This window comes from Pseudomonas sp. B16(2017), from assembly GCF_002113205.1.
Lineage (GTDB): Bacteria > Pseudomonadota > Gammaproteobacteria > Pseudomonadales > Pseudomonadaceae > Aquipseudomonas > Aquipseudomonas pharyngis.
In genome coordinates, this window is the sequence record NZ_NEKA01000001.1 from 202,332 (window position 1) to 220,233 (window position 17,902).

Annotated in this window: 15 protein-coding genes; 6 read left to right on the forward strand and 9 right to left on the reverse strand. The window is 61.1% G+C overall.

Going from position 1 to position 17,902, the window contains the following annotated elements; genetic code table 11:
• Positions 1 to 134 precede the first annotated feature (134 nt).
• From CAG25_RS00985 to CAG25_RS01010, 6 genes are all read right to left on the reverse strand, one after another.
• Positions 135 to 1,103 (reverse strand): CDP-6-deoxy-delta-3,4-glucoseen reductase, encoded by a 969-nt coding sequence (locus tag CAG25_RS00985; RefSeq protein WP_085612038.1) that lies wholly within the window; start codon positions 1,101 to 1,103, stop codon positions 135 to 137.
• Positions 1,103 to 2,569, reverse strand: coding sequence for a 4-hydroxy-3-polyprenylbenzoate decarboxylase (gene ubiD, locus CAG25_RS00990; RefSeq protein ID WP_085612039.1), 1,467 nt, complete (start codon positions 2,567 to 2,569; stop codon positions 1,103 to 1,105). Before ubiD ends, CAG25_RS00985 begins: the two co-directional genes overlap by 1 nt.
• 80 nt (positions 2,570 to 2,649) lie before the next feature.
• A complete protein-coding gene (locus CAG25_RS00995; RefSeq protein ID WP_085612040.1) occupies positions 2,650 to 4,605 on the reverse strand; it encodes an acyltransferase family protein in 1,956 nt (651 codons plus the stop codon).
• A gap of 136 nt (positions 4,606 to 4,741) precedes the next feature.
• Positions 4,742 to 6,001: a transcription termination factor Rho gene (rho, locus tag CAG25_RS01000; RefSeq protein WP_011336486.1), complete on the reverse strand. Its 1,260-nt coding sequence runs from the start codon at positions 5,999 to 6,001 to the stop codon at positions 4,742 to 4,744.
• Between the two features lie 249 nt (positions 6,002 to 6,250).
• Complete coding sequence (trxA, locus tag CAG25_RS01005; RefSeq protein ID WP_003206727.1) at positions 6,251 to 6,580, reverse strand: thioredoxin TrxA; 330 nt, start codon at positions 6,578 to 6,580, stop codon at positions 6,251 to 6,253.
• A 120-nt stretch (positions 6,581 to 6,700) separates the two neighbouring features.
• Positions 6,701 to 7,408, reverse strand: coding sequence for a FadR/GntR family transcriptional regulator (locus tag CAG25_RS01010; RefSeq protein WP_007951828.1), 708 nt, complete (start codon positions 7,406 to 7,408; stop codon positions 6,701 to 6,703).
• A gap of 256 nt (positions 7,409 to 7,664) precedes the next feature.
• Here CAG25_RS01010 and CAG25_RS01015 point away from each other — a divergent pair, with 256 nt between their 5' ends.
• The 5 genes from CAG25_RS01015 (at position 7,665) to ppx (ending at position 12,274) form a co-directional block, all read left to right on the forward strand.
• Complete coding sequence (locus CAG25_RS01015) at positions 7,665 to 8,450, forward strand: transporter substrate-binding domain-containing protein (protein ID WP_085612041.1); 786 nt, start codon at positions 7,665 to 7,667, stop codon at positions 8,448 to 8,450.
• 21 nt (positions 8,451 to 8,471) lie between these two features.
• On the forward strand, positions 8,472 to 9,152 hold the full coding sequence (locus CAG25_RS01020) for an amino acid ABC transporter permease (RefSeq protein WP_039765327.1): 681 nt from the start codon (positions 8,472 to 8,474) through the stop codon (positions 9,150 to 9,152).
• Positions 9,149 to 9,799 carry an amino acid ABC transporter permease gene (locus CAG25_RS01025; protein ID WP_007951832.1) on the forward strand — a complete coding sequence of 217 codons (651 nt, stop codon included), beginning with the start codon at positions 9,149 to 9,151 and terminating at the stop codon, positions 9,797 to 9,799. The genes CAG25_RS01020 and CAG25_RS01025 overlap by 4 nt, the downstream gene beginning before the upstream one ends.
• On the forward strand, positions 9,786 to 10,523 hold the full coding sequence (locus CAG25_RS01030; RefSeq protein WP_064600296.1) for an amino acid ABC transporter ATP-binding protein: 738 nt from the start codon (positions 9,786 to 9,788) through the stop codon (positions 10,521 to 10,523). Before CAG25_RS01025 ends, CAG25_RS01030 begins: the two co-directional genes overlap by 14 nt.
• Before the next feature lie 248 nt (positions 10,524 to 10,771).
• Complete coding sequence (ppx, locus tag CAG25_RS01035) at positions 10,772 to 12,274, forward strand: exopolyphosphatase (RefSeq protein ID WP_039765323.1); 1,503 nt, start codon at positions 10,772 to 10,774, stop codon at positions 12,272 to 12,274.
• Positions 12,275 to 12,540: 266 nt separating this feature from the next.
• On the opposite strand, the gene ppk1 is transcribed toward ppx, so the two are convergent.
• Both ppk1 and hemB read right to left on the reverse strand, forming a co-directional pair.
• Positions 12,541 to 14,766, reverse strand: a complete 2,226-nt coding sequence (gene ppk1 / locus CAG25_RS01040; protein ID WP_064600299.1) for a polyphosphate kinase 1 — start codon at positions 14,764 to 14,766, stop codon at positions 12,541 to 12,543.
• An 18-nt stretch (positions 14,767 to 14,784) separates the two neighbouring features.
• The gene (gene hemB / locus CAG25_RS01045) at positions 14,785 to 15,798 is read right to left on the reverse strand and encodes a porphobilinogen synthase (protein ID WP_064600301.1); all 1,014 of its coding nucleotides are present in this window, start codon (positions 15,796 to 15,798) and stop codon (positions 14,785 to 14,787) included.
• Positions 15,799 to 16,005: 207 nt separating this feature from the next.
• Here hemB and CAG25_RS01050 point away from each other — a divergent pair, with 207 nt between their 5' ends.
• On the forward strand, positions 16,006 to 16,662 hold the full coding sequence (locus CAG25_RS01050; RefSeq protein WP_064600303.1) for a DedA family protein: 657 nt from the start codon (positions 16,006 to 16,008) through the stop codon (positions 16,660 to 16,662).
• Here CAG25_RS01050 and CAG25_RS01055 read toward each other — a convergent pair.
• The gene (locus CAG25_RS01055; protein ID WP_085612042.1) at positions 16,643 to 17,878 is read right to left on the reverse strand and encodes a sterol desaturase family protein; all 1,236 of its coding nucleotides are present in this window, start codon (positions 17,876 to 17,878) and stop codon (positions 16,643 to 16,645) included. The genes CAG25_RS01050 and CAG25_RS01055 overlap by 20 nt on opposite strands.
• Positions 17,879 to 17,902 lie beyond the last annotated feature (24 nt).

Sequence of the window (17,902 nt, forward strand, 5' to 3'; positions counted from 1 at the left end):
TAAGGCACATATGTTTTAAGGCAATTTGAGTGCCATGGCACAGTTCTTAATTGATTGCCTGTTTGATATATAACCTACCGGCATTTATGCAATTACATAAATACCGATCGGCTATATGAAGAGTTATAACGAACTCAGGCGCGGGGTGCGTAAGCAAACACATCCGCACGCATCTGATGGGCATCCATCCCCGCTTCCACCAGCGCATCCAGCGTGCCGTAGACCATGGCCGGCGAGCCGCTGGCATAGACGTGCAGCGGCTTCAAATCGGGGAAATCCTCGCAGACGGCTTCGTGCAACATCCCGCAACGCCCTTCCCAGCCGCACTGGTCACTGACGACCTTGTGCAGGAATAGATTGGGCAACTTCAGCCATTCGTCCCAATGTTCGATTTCATAGAAGTCTTCCGGACGGCGCACGCCCCAATACAGGTGCACCGGGTGTTTGAAGCCCGTGGCCCGGCAATGTTCGATCAGGCTGTGGATCTGGCCCATGCCGGTGCCAGCGGCGATCAGCACCAGCGGCCCGTCCGGCAGTTCCGCCAGGTGGGTGTCGCCGAACGGCAGCTCGACCCGCACCATCGGGTTGCGCTTGAGCTGATCGATCAGGCTCAGCGCACTGGATTCGCGCGCCAGCACATGGATTTCCAGATCGCGACCGCCGTGGGGCGCCGAAGCCATGGAGAACGCCGACTTCTCGCCGTTCTCGCGCTCGATCATCAAATACTGGCCAGCGTGGTAGCGCGGCGGCTTGCCGGCCGGCGCCCGCAGCCGCACACGAAAGGTATCGCCACCGACGTCCCGGCATTCGATGACCTGACACGACACGCTGCGCACCGGCAGTTCTCCCAGCGCGAGCACGCCATCCCACAGCACGATGCAGTCTTCCAGCGGCTCCGCTATGCAAGTGTAGAACTCGCCGTGGTCGTGCACCTTGCCGGCCTGTTCGACCCGGCCTTCCACCAGCAGCGCCGCGCACACGTGACAATTGCCGTTGCGGCAGCTTTGCGGGCATTCGTAGCCCAGGCGCCGCGCACCATCGAGAATCCGCTCTCCGGGCCGTATCTCGAGCACCGCTCCGGAGGGCTGCAGGGTTACACGCATCAATCTATTCCTAACTGATTCCAGATGGCATCGATCCGTTGGGTGACGGCGTCATCCTTGACGATGACGCGGCCCCACTCGCGAGTGGTTTCGCCCGGCCACTTGTGGGTGGCGTCCAGGCCCATCTTCGAGCCGAGTCCCGACACCGGCGAGGCGAAGTCGAGGTAGTCGATCGGCGTGTTGTCGATCATCACTGTGTCGCGCTTGGGGTCCATGCGCGTGGTGATGGCCCAGATCACGTCGTTCCAGTCCCGCGCGTTGATGTCGTCGTCGGTGACAATAACGAACTTGGTGTACATGAACTGTCGCAAAAACGACCAGACACCCAGCATCACGCGCTTGGCGTGGCCCGGATACGACTTCTTCATCGTCACCACGGCCATGCGGTATGAGCAGCCTTCCGGCGGCAGGTAGAAATCGGTGATCTCCGGGAACTGCTTCTGCAGGATCGGCACGAACACTTCGTTCAGTGCCACGCCGAGAATCGCCGGCTCATCCGGCGGACGGCCGGTGTAGGTGCTGTGGTAGATCGGCTTGATCCGGTGAGTGATGCGCTCGACGGTGAACACCGGGAAGCTGTCGACTTCGTTGTAATAACCGGTGTGGTCGCCGTACGGGCCTTCGTCGGCCATCTCGCCCGGATGGATCACGCCTTCGAGGATGATTTCGGCAGTGGCCGGCACTTGCAGGTCGTTGCCGCGGCACTTCACCAGCTCCGTGCGGCTGTCACGCAGCAGGCCGGCGAAGGCGTATTCGGAGAGGCTGTCCGGGACCGGGGTGACCGCGCCGAGAATGGTCGCCGGATCCGCACCCAGGGCCACGGACACCGGGAACGGCTGGCCCGGATGCTTCTCGCACCACTCACGGAAATCCAGCGCACCGCCACGATGGCTGAGCCAGCGCATGATGACTTTGTTGCGGCCAATCACTTGCTGACGGTAGATGCCAAGGTTCTGCCGATCCTTGTTCGGACCTTTGGTGACCGTCAGGCCCCAGGTGATCAGCGGCGCCACGTCGCCCGGCCAGCAGGTCTGCACCGGCAGCATCGCCAGATCGACGTCGTCGCCTTCGATGACCACTTCCTGGCAAGGTGCGTCTTTGACGATTTTCGGCGCCATCGCGATGATCTTGCGGAAGATCGGCAGCTTCGACCACGCGTCCTTCAAGCCCTTCGGCGGCTCCGGCTCCTTGAGAAACGCCAGCAGCTTGCCGATTTCGCGCAGTTCGCTGACCGACTCGGCGCCCATGCCCATGGCGACCCGCTCGGGCGTGCCGAACAGGTTGCCGAGCACCGGGATGTCGTAACCGGTCGGCTTCTCGAACAGCAGCGCCGGGCCCTTGGCCCGCAGCGTGCGGTCGCACACCTCGGTCATTTCCAGCACCGGCGAAACGGGAATCTGGATGCGTTTCAACTCTCCGCGCTGCTCAAGCTGCTGCACGAAATCCCGAAGATCCTTGAATTTCATTGACGATGGCACCCTCAAAATAGGCGTACATCCTACCTGCTCTGACGGGCAAACAGCAGCCCGTCAGCATCAGGCCTCGCTCAATTGTGGCTCGTCCCCAGCAGCAGAGGTGCAAACAGCGGGCTCAGCCGGGAGCTCCCCGCGTCCGAAAGATGATCCTCATCCTTGTACTGCGAATGGCCGTTGACCTCGATGCCGCAGACGCCATTGCCGCACATCAGCGGCGTTGGATCGATCACGTGCACACCCGGATCAGCGGCGCTCATGGAGTCGAACAGGCTGCTGAGGAAATGCTGGCGCGCCAGATGTTCCTCAAGCGGACGACCCAGCCCTTCGGCGGACCTTCCGATCCGCGCCAGGCTGGTCAAGCGGTTGATGGTGCCTTTGCGTTGCAGTGGCACCTCCTTGAACAGCCAGACTTGCGCCCCCGTTGCCCTCAATGCGGCAACTCGCGCTTTCAGCGCTGCGGCCATGCGTTGCTCGGCCTGGACGGTATCGTCTTGCGAATTGAGCAGCACCTTCTTATCGCCGTCTTCGCGGCCATACACGTAAAGGCTCCAGTTGGACGCCAGCACCACATCCTTGATGCCGAGGCTGCGCACACGTTCCATGGTCTGTTCGTTGAAATCCTTGCAGCGCTGACGCGGGTCGTCGCTGAGAATCGGCGGGCAAGCGCTCATGCTGTACAGCCAAACCGGACGCCCCTCGCGACGGGCATTATTCTCGATGGCCGGCAGCAAGGCGGCGGCGTGGCTGTCGCCCCAGAACAATTGAGTGGCCGGAACATCCTCGTTGCCACCCACCAGACAGGCCTTGTCCAGCTCTTTATCCTGAGTCACCAGCATGCATTTCATCTGCCCTGCATGCCACTCACGGGACTGTGCATACTCCAGCGCTTTACCGGTCAGACGCTGAGGGACACCGTCGGCGGAACGGATCGCCGACCCCGTCGCCACGAGTGCAACGATGGCGGCCAGACCGCCTGCCAGCACTGCATTACGCGAGGCGAGCAAGCGTTTTTCGCGAAACGGCAGCTCGATATAGCGCAGACTCAGCCAGGCCAGGCCCAGCGCCAAGGCTATCCAGCCGATTGCCTCAACAGGCTGAATGCCATCGATGGAAATCGCGTTGGCGTAGACAAACACCGGCCAATGCCAAAGATAGAGCGAATACGAAAGCAAGCCGACCCAGACCAACGGCCGCAGACTCAAGAGCCGCCCGGTGAGGCTCGCACCTTGCGCGCCCGACCAGATCAGCGCCGTCGTCCCCAGCACCGGCAACAAGGCTGCCCAGCCCGGAAACACGGTGGATTTGTCAAAAGTGAACACCGCGACCAGCACTGCCGCCAGACCGGCCAGCCCCACGGCCTGGTACAACCACGGACGCACCGCCTGCTTCGGCGCCGGAATTACCGCGAGCATCGCGCCGCAGAGCAACTCCCAGGCCCGGGTAGGCAGCGAGAAGAAGGTGAATTCCGGCTTGTGTTCGATGTTGGCGATGTTCAAGCCGAACGATACCAGCAACACGGCGAACAGCATCCAGCGCCAATGGCGGAAATAGCGGATCAGCACTGCCAACAACAGCGGAAAGAAGATGTAGTACTGCTCTTCCACCGCCAGCGACCAGGTATGCAGCAGCGGCTTCAGATCCGAGGCTGGCTGGAAGTAGCCGTCCTCGCGCATGAACAGAATGTTGGAGATGAACAGCGACTGATAGCGCACTGTTCGCCCGAGCTCGGCGAAGTCCTTGGCCGTCAGCAGCAACCAGCCCAATGCCAGCGTCACCAGCATGACCACGCTCAGGGCAGGAATGATGCGGCGGGCACGGCGTGCCCAGAAATCAATGAAGCTGAAGCGCTGAGCGCTGATTTCGCGGAACAGGATCGTTGTGATCAGGAAGCCGGAAATGACGAAAAAAACGTCAACCCCGACAAAACCGCCATTGAATGTACTGAATCCAAAATGAAACAGTACGACGGGAATAACCGCCAGAGCTCGTAATCCGTCGATATCACGGCGATTGCCAAACGTGTGCATGACCTTTCTCGTTTCTGGATACAGAGTCCTTGGAAAGCGCGAAAGTTATCAGCCACGTGCATTTCAATCCAGATACAAATAATCCGTCGCGAAAAAAAAGCGCCCTTATGGGGCGCTTTTTTCAAACAACAGCGTATTACTTGCGCTTCATCGACAGGAAGAACTCGTCGTTGGTCTTGGTCGTCTTCAGCTTGTCGACCAGGAACTCGATGGCCGCTACTTCGTCCATCGGGTGCAGCAGTTTGCGCAGGATCCACATACGCTGCAGCTCATCGTCGGCAGTCAGCAGCTCTTCGCGACGAGTACCGGACTTGTTGATGTTGATCGCCGGGAACACACGCTTCTCGGCGATACGACGGTCCAGCGGCAGCTCCATGTTGCCGGTGCCCTTGAACTCTTCGTAGATCACTTCGTCCATCTTCGAGCCGGTTTCAACCAGCGCGGTGGCGATGATGGTCAGCGAGCCGCCTTCTTCGATGTTGCGCGCGGCGCCGAAGAAACGCTTCGGTTTCTCCAGGGCGTGGGCATCGACACCACCGGTCAGCACCTTGCCGGAGCTCGGAATCACGGTGTTGTAGGCACGGGCCAGACGGGTGATGGAGTCGAGCAGGATCACCACGTCCTTCTTGTGCTCGACCAGGCGCTTGGCCTTCTCGATCACCATTTCAGCCACTTGCACGTGACGGGTCGGTGGCTCGTCGAAAGTCGAGGCAACCACTTCGCCGCGCACGGTGCGCTGCATTTCGGTCACTTCTTCCGGACGCTCGTCGATCAACAGCACGATCAGGTGAACTTCAGGATTGTTACGGGCGATGTTCGCTGCAATGTTCTGCAGCATGATCGTTTTACCGGCTTTCGGCGGTGCAACGATCAGACCACGCTGGCCTTTGCCGATCGGAGCGCACAGGTCGATCACACGACCGGTCAGGTCTTCGGTGGAACCGTTGCCGGCTTCCATCTTCATGCGCACGGTCGGGAACAGCGGGGTCAGGTTCTCGAAGAGAATCTTGTTCTTCGCGTTCTCAGGACGATCGAAGTTGATCGTGTCGACCTTGAGCAGGGCGAAATAACGCTCGCCTTCCTTCGGAGGGCGGATCTTGCCAACGATGGTGTCACCGGTGCGCAAGTTGAAACGGCGGATCTGGCTCGGCGAGACGTAGATGTCGTCAGGACCGGCGAGGTAGGAAGCGTCAGCGGAGCGCAGGAAGCCGAAGCCGTCCTGGAGAATCTCCAGCACGCCATCACCGGAGATTTCCTCACCGCTTTTAGCGTGCTTTTTCAGCAGGGAGAAAATCACGTCCTGCTTGCGCGAACGGGCCATATTTTCTATGCCCATCTGTTCGGCCAATTCGAGCAGTTCGGTAATCGGCTTTTGCTTGAGTTCAGTCAGATTCATATAGGAATGACGTAATCATTTATGGAGGGGGGGGAAATTAAGCTTTTGGCTTAATGAGGCCGCGCCGCGGAGAGGCGACAGGATCGCGTACTTATTCGAAAAGGAGTGCGTCGGCGACGGCTAGCAGGGGGCAGTGGAGAAACCAGTGCGGGGCCGAATGTACCACCTGAGTTTCGGAGCGTCTAGCCCTGAATACGCAAAAAGCCCCGCAATTTGCGGGGCTTTTTGAGGACGACTTTACCGCGACGCTTAGATGTTGGCGTCGAGGAAAGCAGCCAGTTGCGACTTCGACAGAGCGCCGACCTTGGTCGCTTCCACGTTGCCGTTCTTGAACAGCATCAGGGTCGGAATACCACGTACGCCGTGCTTGGCAGGGGTTTCCTGGTTTTCGTCGATGTTCAGTTTGGCAACGGTCAGCTTGCCTTTGTAAGTCTCTGCAATCTCGTCCAGAACCGGAGCGATCATTTTGCAAGGGCCGCACCATTCAGCCCAGTAGTCGACCAGGACAGCGCCTTCGGCCTTGAGTACGTCGGCTTCGAAGCTAGCGTCGCTAACGTGTTTGATCAGATCGCTGCTCATGGAATTCTCCAGGTTGTAAGCAAAAAAACGTGGCCCATCATAGCCGCCCTTCCCTTGTTCAGGAAGCCGCAGATGATTGAGTCTTGCTATGGCACTCGATGAGTTTGGGTATAGCTCAAGTCACGCGCTGGCGGGGGCGATGAAGGAAATTCCGGTACGCAGGGCCGCGTTGCGCACGTGCTCCTGCATGGCTTTCTGCGCGGCGGCGGAGGCCCGACGGGCCAGTGCGCGGAGGATCTTGCGATGCTCTTGCCAGGTTTCCATGGCCCGTTCGGCGCGGATGAACGGTAGCTTCTGGCTCTCCAGGAAGATGTCGGCGCTGGCGGTGAGGATGCTCAGCATCGCCTGATTGCCGCTGGCCAGGAGGATCCGCCGGTGGAATTCGAAATCCAGTTTCGCCGCCGCCTCGAAGTCGCCGGCGCGCAGTTGCTCGCGCATGGCGGCGACGTTGTCTTCCAGTTCGTCCAGATCAAACGTGCTCAACGTCACGGCCGCCAGACCGGCCGCAAACCCTTCCAGCGCATAGCGCAACTGAAAGATTTCCAGCGGCGAAGCCTGGGCGGCGAACGGCCAGGCCGGTGCGCCCTCGCCACGAGGCAACTCGACCGGCGCCTGCACGAACACGCCTTTGCCCGGTTGAATGCTGACCACACCCAGCGCACTCAAGGACGACAACGCCTCACGCAACGACGCGCGGCTGACGCCCAGCTGAACCGCCAGATCCCGCTGCGAGGGCAACGCATCGCCGGGGCCGAAGCCCTGCTCGGTAATCAGTTTGCGGATCGCTTGCAGCGCCACTTCGGGTACGGCGCGGGAGATCGAGTTCATGGTTTTCCAGACGGACCAGGCCAAGGTGCGGCCAGTTGTAAAGCTATTCGAGGCATCAGGCAAGTCGTGCCCCAGCGGGGTTCGACGGTGCGCGTCGATGCGCTATCGCAGTGCGAAATCCGACCTGACTGTTCAGACCAGTAAGACCGAACAAACCCGCCAAACCCGTGGCTTTGCGACGCCAAACCCCTGTCTTGGCACGACCCATGCTCTGTCCGATCGCAGAATTCACTTCCCGCCGATCCGGAGATTGTCCATGACGAAGCGTTACAGCGCCCTCCTCGCCGCCCTGTTTGCCGGTCTGATGCTGAGCCAGGCCCCCGCCCATGCCGACGGTCTGGATGACGTGGTCAAGCGCGGCACCTTGAAAGTCGCCGTGCCCCAGGACTTCCCGCCGTTCGGTTCGGTCGGCCCGGACATGAAGCCGCGCGGCCTCGATATCGACACCGCGAAACTGCTGGCCGAGCAGCTCAAGGTCAAACTCGAACTGACCCCGGTCAACAGCACCAACCGCATCCCGTTCCTGACCACCGGCAAGGTCGACCTGGTGATCTCCAGCCTCGGCAAGAACCCCGAGCGCGAGAAGGTCATCGATTTTTCCCGCGCCTATGCGCCGTTCTACCTCGCCGTGTTCGGCCCGCCGGACTCAGCGGTCAGCACCCTCGACGATCTCAAGGGCAAAACCATCAGCGTCACCCGTGGCGCCATCGAAGACATCGAGCTGACCAAGGTCGCCCCAGAAGGCGTAACCATCAAACGCTTCGAAGACAACAACTCGACCATCGCCGCCTACCTCGCAGGTCAGGTCGATCTGATCGCCAGCGGCAACGTGGTGATGGTCGCAATCAGCGAAAAGAACCCGAAACGCGTCCCCGCGCTGAAAGTGAAGCTCAAGGATTCGCCGGTCTACGTCGGCGTGAACAAGAACGAGCCAGCATTGCTGGGCAAGGTCAACGAGATCCTGACCACCGCCAAGGCTGACGGCGCGCTGGAAAAGAACGCGCAGACCTGGCTCAAAGAGCCGCTGCCGGCCGACCTCTGACCGGCGACGCGGGAGACTTTCATGGCCTATCAGTTCGATTTTTTGCCGGTGGTGGAAAACACCGACCTGCTCTTGCGCGGGGCGCTGTTCACCCTTGAGCTGACGGCCATCGGCGCACTCTTCGGGGTTGGCGTGGGCATCGTCGGGGCGCTGGTGCGGGCGTGGAACATCCGCCCGTTCTCGGCGATCTTCGGCGTGTATGTGGAGTTGATCCGCAACACGCCGTTTCTGGTGCAGTTGTTCTTCATCTTCTTCGGCCTGCCGTCCCTCGGCGTGCAGATTTCCGAGTGGCAGGCGGCGGTGCTGGCGATGGTGATCAACCTCGGTGCGTACTCGACCGAAATCATCCGCGCCGGTATCCAGGCGATTCCGCGCGGGCAGCTGGAAGCCGCAGCGGCATTGGCGATGAGCCGTTTCGAAGCGTTCCGCCACGTGGTGCTGTTGCCGGCGCTGGGCAAGGTCTGGCCGGCGCTGAGCAGCCAGATCATCATCGTCATGCTCGGTTCGGCGGTGTGTTCGCAGATTGCCACCGAAGAATTGAGCTTCGCCGCCAACTTCATTCAGTCGCGCAACTTCCGCGCCTTTGAAACCTACGCCCTGACCACCCTCATCTATCTGTGCATGGCGCTGCTGATCCGTCAGCTGTTGAACTGGCTCGGTCGGCGTTATCTGTCTAAAAGCAGCGCAAGGAGCAGCCAATGAGCGACTTCACGTTCTGGGACATCCTGCGCAATCTGCTGACCGGCCTGCAATGGACGCTGGCGCTGTCGCTGGTGGCGTTCATCGGCGGCGGTATCGTCGGGTTGCTGATCCTGATCATGCGCATCTCGAAAAACCCGCTGCCCAGCAGCATCGCCCGCACCTGGATCGAACTGTTCCAGGGCACACCGCTGTTGATGCAGCTGTTTCTGGTGTTCTTCGGCGTGGCCCTGGCCGGGGTGGAAATTTCGCCGTGGATGGCGGCGGCGATTGCCCTGACCCTGTTCACCAGTGCTTATCTGGCGGAGATCTGGCGCGGCTGCGTCGAGGCGATTCCCAATGGTCAGTGGGAAGCTTCGTCGAGCCTGGCGCTCAATCCGCTGGAGCAACTGCGCTACGTGATCCTGCCGCAAGCGCTGCGGATTGCCGTGGCGCCGACCGTGGGCTTCTCGGTGCAAGTGGTCAAGGGAACCGCGGTGACCTCGATCATCGGCTTCACCGAACTGACCAAGACCGGCGGCATGCTCGCCAACGCCACCTTCGAACCGTTCATGGTCTACGGCCTCGTTGCCTTGGGCTACTTCCTGCTCTGCTACCCCCTGTCCCTCAGTGCGCGCTACCTGGAAAGGAGACTGCATGCCTCTGCTTAGAATTTCTGCCCTGCATAAATATTACGGCGATCACCACGTGCTCAAAGGCATCGACCTGAGCGTCGAGGAAGGTCAGGTGGTTGCGATCATCGGCCGCAGCGGCTCAGGCAAGTCCACCCTGCTGCGCACCCTCAACGGTCTGGAGTCCATCAACGACGGCGTGATCGAAGTCGACGGCGAATACCTCGACGCCGCCCGCGCCGACCTGCGCAGCCTGCGGCAGAAAGTCGGCATGGTGTTTCAGCAGTTCAACCTGTTTCCGCACCTGACGGTGGGTGAAAACGTGATGCTCGCGCCGCAGGTGGTGCAGAAAGTGCCCAAGGCCAAGGCACAAGAACTGGCGCGGCAGATGCTGGAGCGCGTCGGCCTGGGCGAGAAGTTCGACGCGTTCCCGGAGCGCCTCTCGGGTGGCCAGCAGCAACGGGTGGCGATTGCCCGGGCGCTGGCGATGTCGCCCAAGGTGTTGCTGTGCGACGAAATCACCTCGGCGCTGGACCCGGAGCTGGTCAACGAAGTGCTCAGCGTGGTCCGCCAGCTCGCGAAGGAAGGCATGACGCTGATCATGGTCACCCACGAAATGCGCTTCGCCCGGGAGGTCGGGGACAAACTGGTGTTCATGCATCAGGGCAAGGTGCACGAGGTGGGGGATCCGAAAGTGCTGTTTGCCGATCCGCAGACGCCGGAACTGGCGAACTTCATTGGCACCGTCGAGGCGACTGCCTGAAGGATTTTCAGGGACTTTTCTGACCTCATCGTCGGATCGCCGCCCGGACCAAGCCCGCTCCCACAGGGTTCTCTAGCGGGATACGGTTTTGTGTTCGACACAAAACCTGTGGGAGCGGGCTTGCCCGCGAATGGCCGCGCCGCTGTCTTGAGACTTTATGCGCTGAATCAAGGGTTTGAACCATGCGCGTTGGCGGCAGCGTTTGATCGTGGCACGATGTCGGGGTTATCGACCGAGACCCCCAGACCATGCCGCAATCCCAAGCCAAGAATCTGTCCCTGATCGCCGCGATCGACCTGGGCTCCAACAGCTTCCATATGGTCGTGGCCAAGGCCCAGAACGGCGAAATCCGTATTCTCGAACGGCTCGGAGAAAAGGTTCAGCTGGCCGCCGGCATCGACGATGAGCGTCAGCTCAACGAAGAATCCATGCAGCGCGGGCTCGACTGCCTCAAGCGCTTTGCCCAACTGATCAACGGCATGCCACTGGGCGCCGTGCGGATCGTCGGCACGAACGCCCTGCGTGAGGCGCGCAACCGTGGCGAATTCATCCGCCGCGCAGAAGAAATCCTCGGCCATCCGGTGGAAGTCATCTCCGGCCGTGAAGAGGCCCGCCTGATCTACCTCGGCGTGTCCCACACCCTCGCCGACACCCCGGGCAAACGTCTGGTCGCCGACATCGGCGGCGGCAGTACCGAATTCATCATCGGCCAGCGTTTCGAACCGCTGCTGCGCGAAAGCCTGCAAATGGGTTGCGTGAGTTTCACCCAGCGCTACTTCAAGGACGGCAAGATCACCCCGGCCCGCTACGCCCAGGCCTACACGGCGGCGCGCCTGGAAATCATGAGCATCGAACACGCCCTGCATCGCCTGACCTGGGATGAAGCCATCGGCTCCTCGGGCACCATCCGCGCCATCGGCCTGGCGCTCAAGGCCGGCGGGCACGGCACCGGCGAAGTGAATGCCGAAGGCCTGGCGTGGCTCAAGCGCCGCCTGTTCAAGCTCGGCGATGTCGACAAGATCGATTTCGAAGGCATCAAGCCGGATCGCCGGGCGATCTTCCCGGCTGGCCTGGCGATTCTCGAAGCGATCTTCGACGCCCTCGAACTGCAACGCATGGATCACTGCGAAGGCGCGCTGCGTGAAGGCGTGCTCTACGACCTGCTCGGCCGCCATCACCACGAAGACGTGCGCGAACGCACCCTGACCTCGCTGATGGAGCGCTACCACGTCGATCAGGAACAGGCCGCACGGGTCGAGCGCAAAGCCTTGCACGCCTTCGATCAAGTGGCCGTGGATTGGGAGCTGGACGACGGCATCTGGCGCGAACTGCTGGGCTGGGCGGCGAAAGTGCACGAAGTCGGGCTCGACATCGCGCACTATCACTACCACAAGCACGGCGCCTACCTGATCGAACACTCGGACCTCGCCGGGTTCTCCCGCGAAGACCAGCAAATGCTCGCCCTGCTGGTGCGCGGCCACCGTCGCAACATCCCCAAGGACAAGTTCGCCGAGTTCGGCGACGACGGCGACAAGCTGATCCGCCTGTGCGTGCTGCTGCGTTTCGCCATCCTGTTCCACCACATCCGTGGCACCCAGGCGATGCCGCAAGTGACGCTGCATGCAAATGGCAACCACCTCGACGTGGAATTCCCGGAGAACTGGCTGGATGAAAATCAGCTGACCCAGGCGGATTTCGGGCTTGAGGCCGAATGGCTGACGCGGGTGGGGATTGTCCTGACCGTACATTGAGTAACGGGCGGGCACAAAAAAGGCGATCCTTCGGGATCGCCTTTTTATTGGGTGCTCGGCTGGATTCAGGTGGCGTGCTTACGATCGATCCCCCTCATCCCAACCCTCTCCCCCAAGGGGGCGAGGGGGGAAAGGGAGCCGATCTTCATGCTTTTCAAGACCTGAGTTCGACTCGATATTTCAGGTCGATGTACCTCGAGCATCCAACTCGGTCAGTCCCCTCTCCCTCTGGGAGAGGGTTAGGGTGAGGGGGTGCTTTTAAGCTCTCAGCTGCTCACAGGCAGAATCGGGCTACCCAGCCGCTCCAGCAACGTCGCCTGCGCACTGCGCGGGTTCTGGTTGCCGGTCGGCGTGTTGCGGATGTAGCGACCGTCCGATTGCAGGCTCCAGCTGTGGGTGTTGTCGGTCAGGTACAGCTCCAGCTCTTTCTTGACCCGGGTCAGCAGCTTCTTGCCTTCCACCGGGAAGCAGGTCTCGACGCGCTTGTCGAGGTTGCGCTCCATCCAGTCGGCGCTGGACAGGAACATCTGCTCTTCGCCACCGTTGAGGAAGTAGAACACTCGGGTGTGCTCAAGGAAGCGACCGATGATCGAGCGCACGTGGATGTTGTGCGAAACCCCGGCGATGCCCGGACGCAGGCAGCACATGCCGCGCACCACCAGATCGATGCGCACGCCGGACTGGCTGGCCTTGTACAGCGCGCGAATGATCTTCGGATCGGTCAGCGAGTTGAACTTGGCGATGATGTGCGCCGGTTTACCGTCGAGCGCGAATTGCGTCTCGCGGGTGATCATGTCGAGCATGCCCTTCTTCAGAGTGAACGGCGCATGCAGCAGCTTCTTCATGCGCAGCGTCTTGCCCATGCCGATCAACTGGCTGAACAGTTTGCCGACGTCTTCGCACAAGGCGTCGTCGGAGGTCAGCAGGCTGTAGTCGGTGTACAGACGGGCGTTGCCGGCGTGGTAGTTACCGGTGCCGAGGTGCGCGTAACGCACGATCTCACCGGCCTCGCGGCGCAGGATCAGCATCATCTTGGCGTGAGTCTTGAAGCCGACCACGCCGTAGATCACCACCGCGCCCGCCGCTTGCAGACGGCTGGCCAGTTGCAGGTTGGACTCTTCGTCGAAGCGCGCTCGCAGCTCGATGACCGCCGTCACTTCCTTGCCGTTACGCGCGGCGTCCACCAGCGCATCGACGATTTCCGAGTTGGCGCCGGAGCGGTACAGGGTCTGGCGCACGGCCAGAACATGCGGGTCCTTGGCGGCCTGGCGCAACAGGTCGACCACCGGGGTGAACGACTCGAACGGGTGCAGCAACAGGATGTCCTGCTTGCTGATCACGCTGAAAATGTTCTCGCTGTTCTGCAGCAGTTTCGGGATCTGCGGCGTGAACGGCGTGTATTGCAGCTCCGGATGGCTGTCCAGGCCGGTGATGCTGAACAGACGCGTCAGGTTCACCGGACCGTTGACCTGATACAGCTCGGTCTCGCTCAGGTTGAACTGCTTGAGCAGGTAGTCCGACAGGTGTTTCGGGCAGGTGTCGGCGACTTCCAGGCGCACGGCGTCACCATATCGACGCGAAAACAGCTCGCCACGCAGCGCGCGGGCCAGGTCTTCGACGTCTTCGGAGTCAAGCGCCAGGTCAGCGTTTCGGGTCAGGCGGAACTGGTAGCAGCCTTTTACCTTCATGCCCTGGAACAGGTCATCGGCGTGGGCGTGGATCATCGACGACAGGAACACATAGTTGTCGCCAGGACCGCCGACTTCTTCCGGCACCTTGATGATTCGCGGCAACAGGCGCGGTGCCGGGATGATCGCCAGACCGGAATCGCGACCGAAGGCGTCGATACCTTCGAGCTCGACGATGAAGTTCAGGCTCTTGTTCACCAGCAACGGGAACGGGTGCGTCGGGTCGAGGCCGATCGGGGTGATGATCGGCGCGATTTCGTCGCGGAAATAGCGGCGGACCCAGGTTTTGATCTTGGTCGTCCAGTGGCGACGACGGATGAAACGCACCTGATGCTTTTCCAGCTCTGGGAGCAGGATGTCGTTGAGGATCGCGTACTGGCGATCTACGTGACCGTGCACCAGCTCGCTGATCCGGGCCAGGGCCTGGTGCGGTTGCAGGCCGTCGGCGCCGGCCTGTTCACGGGCGAAGGTGATTTGTTTCTTGAGGCCGGCGACGCGGATTTCGAAGAATTCGTCGAGGTTGCTGGAGAAGATCAGCAGGAACTTCAGCCGCTCCAGCAACGGGTAGGACTCGTCCAGCGCCTGTTCCAGCACGCGGATGTTGAACTGCAGTTGCGACAATTCACGGTGGATGTACAGGCTGCTGTCATCCAGGCCGGGAATCGCGATCGCCGGAACCGCCGCGGCAGGCTCGGTTGCCGGCGCGGGTGGCGCAGGCTCCAGTTCCGGCGGGGTTTCGGTAATCTGCTCGACCACGGGTTGAGCTTCTTTTACGGCAACTTCAGTGAGTCCTTCGGTATTCATCGAATGTTCCTGGGAGGGCTATTTCTGCTCTCGTAACAATTGAGCGGCACGGACAGCAAAGTAAGTCAGGATGCCATCAGCGCCGGCACGTTTAAAGGCGGTCAGGGATTCGAGGATCACGCCTTCGCTCAACCAGCCATTCTGGATCGCCGCCATGTGCATGGCGTATTCGCCGCTGACCTGATAGACGAAGGTCGGCACTTTGAAGGCATCTTTTACCCGGAACAAAATGTCCAGGTACGGCATGCCGGGTTTGACCATGACCATGTCCGCGCCTTCAGACAAGTCCGCGCCCACTTCGTGCAGGGCTTCGTCGCTGTTGGCCGGGTCCATCTGATAGGAGGCCTTGTTCGCCTTGCCCAGGTTCGCGGCCGAACCCACCGCATCGCGGAACGGGCCGTAATAGGCACTGGCGTACTTGGCCGAGTAGGCCATGATCCGCACGTTGACGTGACCGGCCAGCTCCAGCGCTTCGCGGATGGCCTGGATGCGGCCGTCCATCATGTCCGACGGGGCAACCACCTGGGCGCCCGCAGCAGCATGGGACAAGGCTTGCTTGACCAGTGCATCGACGGTGATGTCGTTCTGCACATAGCCTTCTTCATCGAGAATGCCGTCCTGACCGTGAGTGGTGAACGGGTCGAGGGCGACGTCAGTGATAACGCCCAGTTCCGGGAACCGGTCACGCAGGGCGCGAGTAGCGCGCTGCGCGATACCTTCGGGATTCCAGGCTTCGGCGGCATCGAGGGATTTGAGTTCAGGCGGGGTGACCGGGAACAGCGCCAGCGCCGGAATCCCCAGCTCGACCCATGTGGCGGCTTCTTCAAGCAGCAGGTCGATGGTCAGGCGCTCGACACCCGGCATCGAGGCCACGGCTTCGCGGCGGTTTTCACCGTCGAGGACGAACACCGGCAGGATCAGGTCATCGACCGTCAGCACATTCTCACGCACCAGCCGCCGGGAAAAATCATCACGGCGATTGCGACGCAGGCGGGTGGCAGGGAACAGACGGTTGGCTGGGGTAAAGCTCACGGCAGACTCCTGAGCCCGCGCAAACGGGCGAGCGTGACAGTTATAGACGGCCATTATGACGAACAGATGACAGTTGTGTGAGACCTGTGACGTGTAGCCGCATTCCATTCTCAGCGTAGGAAATGTTCACGTCGAGACACATTTCGACACTTTCCTGAATGTGTCCGAAGGGTTAGGCTGCGCGTTCATTTCGCCAGCACCCAGACAATGCTCCAACAATTTCTGCATGACTTCGGCTACTTTGCCCTGTTTCTCGGGACGTTTTTCGAAGGCGAAACCATCCTGGTGCTCGCGGGCTTCCTCGCGTTCCGTGAATACATGGACATCAAACTGGTGGTGGTCGTGGCGTTCTTCGGCAGCTATGCCGGCGATCAGCTGTGGTACTTCCTGGGCCGCAAGCACGGGCGCAAGCTGCTGGCGCGCAAACCGCGCTGGCAGATGATGGGCGACCGCGCGCTGGAACACATCCGCAAGCACCCGGACATCTGGGTCCTGAGCTTTCGCTTCGTGTACGGACTGCGCACGGTGATGCCGGTGGCAATCGGCCTCTCGGGCTATCCGCCGGGACGTTATCTGCTGCTCAACGGTATCGGCGCCGCGATCTGGGCCACCGCCCTGGCCGCCGCTGCTTACCACTTCGGTGCCGTGCTGGAAGGCATGCTCGGCAGCATCAAGAAGTATGAGTTGTGGGTGCTGGGCGCTCTGCTGGTGCTCGGCCTGGGCCTATGGCTGCGCCGCCGGTTCAAGAATGCCCGGCTGGCGAAAAAGGTTTACGAGCAAGAACAGGCCGAGCTGCTGGCCAAGGCCGAACGGCACAAAGCCGAAATGGCCAAGGCTGCCGACCCTAAGACGCCAGCCGAGTAAGTCGCTGGCGACAGCAATACAGCCCGATGCCGCTGAGCAGGCTGTAACTGAGCAGGCCGACCCATATCCCCGGGCTGGCCGGCCAGAGTCCGACCAGCGGCGCCAGCCACACCAGCGGCAGGTTCGAAGCCAGCCGCAACACTTCCAGCTTGCCCGCCCACGGGCGATTCTCCAGGGCTACGCCCAACACGAACAAACCGAACGCCACCGCGCCCCAGCCGAGCAGCAATGCTCCGGTGGGCAGACTGTGTTCCAGATTCATCAGATAACTGCCCAGCGCCACATAGACGCCAAACTGCAACCCCACATACCACTGCTGACGGCTGTCCAGCGGCACTTCGAATTTGCGGAACTGACTCAGGTCCGGCTTGTTCACCGGGTACTTCGCCGCAACGTCCGCCGGACGCCAGCCGGTACGCATGAACCAGATCCTTATCTTGTCCCACACGCGTTCCGCCCGGCGCGCGTCATCCCATAGCTGCGCGTAAAACTGCAGGTTGGCCCACAGCGGGTTCCAGCTCGCCAGCGGCGTGGTCACGCCGAAAATCACCGGCTCGTTGTCGTCCTCTTCCTGGAACGAGCCGAACAGACGGTCCCAAATAATGAACACCCCGCCGTAGTTGCGATCCATGTAGAGAGCGTTCTGTGCATGGTGAGCCCGATGGTTGGACGGCGTGACGAAGCACCACTCGAACCAGCCGAGCTTGGGAATGTGCCGGGTATGGACCCAGAACTGATACAGCAGATTCAGCGCCGCAACGCTGACGAACACCAGCAGCGGCACCCCGAGCACGGCCATCGGCAGGTAAAAGATCCAACTCAGCAGAAACCCGGTGCTGGTCTGGCGCAAGGCCGTGGAAAGGTTGTAGTCCTCGCTCTGGTGATGCACCGAATGCGCCGCCCAGAGGATGTTCCGTTCATGACCCATGCGATGCAGCCAGTAATAGCAGAAGTCATAGAAGACAAAGGCAAACACCCAGACCCAGACGCTGTCCGCAGGCAACCTGACCAGCGCCAGATGCTTCAGGGCAAACGCATAGGTCACCAGGCCCACGCCCTTGGTCAACAGGCCGGTGGTGGTCGACAACACCCCGGTGCTGATGCTGTTCACCGCATCGGCCAGGCGATAGTTGCTCACCCCGCGCCAGCGGTCGGCGATGAGCTCCGCCGCAATCAACACGAAGAAAAACGGTACCGCATACAGGATGAAGTTCATGACGCGCCCTGGTCGGAATCTGTA

Excerpts from the sequence above, each read along its gene's own strand:
- CAG25_RS01055 (WP_085612042.1), bottom strand. The coding sequence starts at position 17,878 with ATGAACTTCATCCTGTATGCGGTACCGTTTTTCTTCGTGTTGATTGCG.
- CAG25_RS01030 (WP_064600296.1), top strand. The coding sequence starts at position 9,786 with ATGCCTCTGCTTAGAATTTCTGCCCTGCATAAATATTACGGCGATCAC.
- ubiD (WP_085612039.1), bottom strand. The coding sequence starts at position 2,569 with ATGAAATTCAAGGATCTTCGGGATTTCGTGCAGCAGCTTGAGCAGCGC.
- CAG25_RS01020 (WP_039765327.1), top strand. The coding sequence starts at position 8,472 with ATGGCCTATCAGTTCGATTTTTTGCCGGTGGTGGAAAACACCGACCTG.
- rho (WP_011336486.1), bottom strand. The coding sequence starts at position 6,001 with ATGAATCTGACTGAACTCAAGCAAAAGCCGATTACCGAACTGCTCGAA.
- CAG25_RS00995 (WP_085612040.1), bottom strand. The coding sequence starts at position 4,605 with ATGCACACGTTTGGCAATCGCCGTGATATCGACGGATTACGAGCTCTG.
- CAG25_RS01025 (WP_007951832.1), top strand. The coding sequence starts at position 9,149 with ATGAGCGACTTCACGTTCTGGGACATCCTGCGCAATCTGCTGACCGGC.
- CAG25_RS01050 (WP_064600303.1), top strand. The coding sequence starts at position 16,006 with ATGCTCCAACAATTTCTGCATGACTTCGGCTACTTTGCCCTGTTTCTC.
- ppx (WP_039765323.1), top strand. The coding sequence starts at position 10,772 with ATGCCGCAATCCCAAGCCAAGAATCTGTCCCTGATCGCCGCGATCGAC.
- CAG25_RS01015 (WP_085612041.1), top strand. The coding sequence starts at position 7,665 with ATGACGAAGCGTTACAGCGCCCTCCTCGCCGCCCTGTTTGCCGGTCTG.
- trxA (WP_003206727.1), bottom strand. The coding sequence starts at position 6,580 with ATGAGCAGCGATCTGATCAAACACGTTAGCGACGCTAGCTTCGAAGCC.
- CAG25_RS01010 (WP_007951828.1), bottom strand. The coding sequence starts at position 7,408 with ATGAACTCGATCTCCCGCGCCGTACCCGAAGTGGCGCTGCAAGCGATC.
- CAG25_RS00985 (WP_085612038.1), bottom strand. The coding sequence starts at position 1,103 with ATGCGTGTAACCCTGCAGCCCTCCGGAGCGGTGCTCGAGATACGGCCC.
- ppk1 (WP_064600299.1), bottom strand. The coding sequence starts at position 14,766 with ATGAATACCGAAGGACTCACTGAAGTTGCCGTAAAAGAAGCTCAACCC.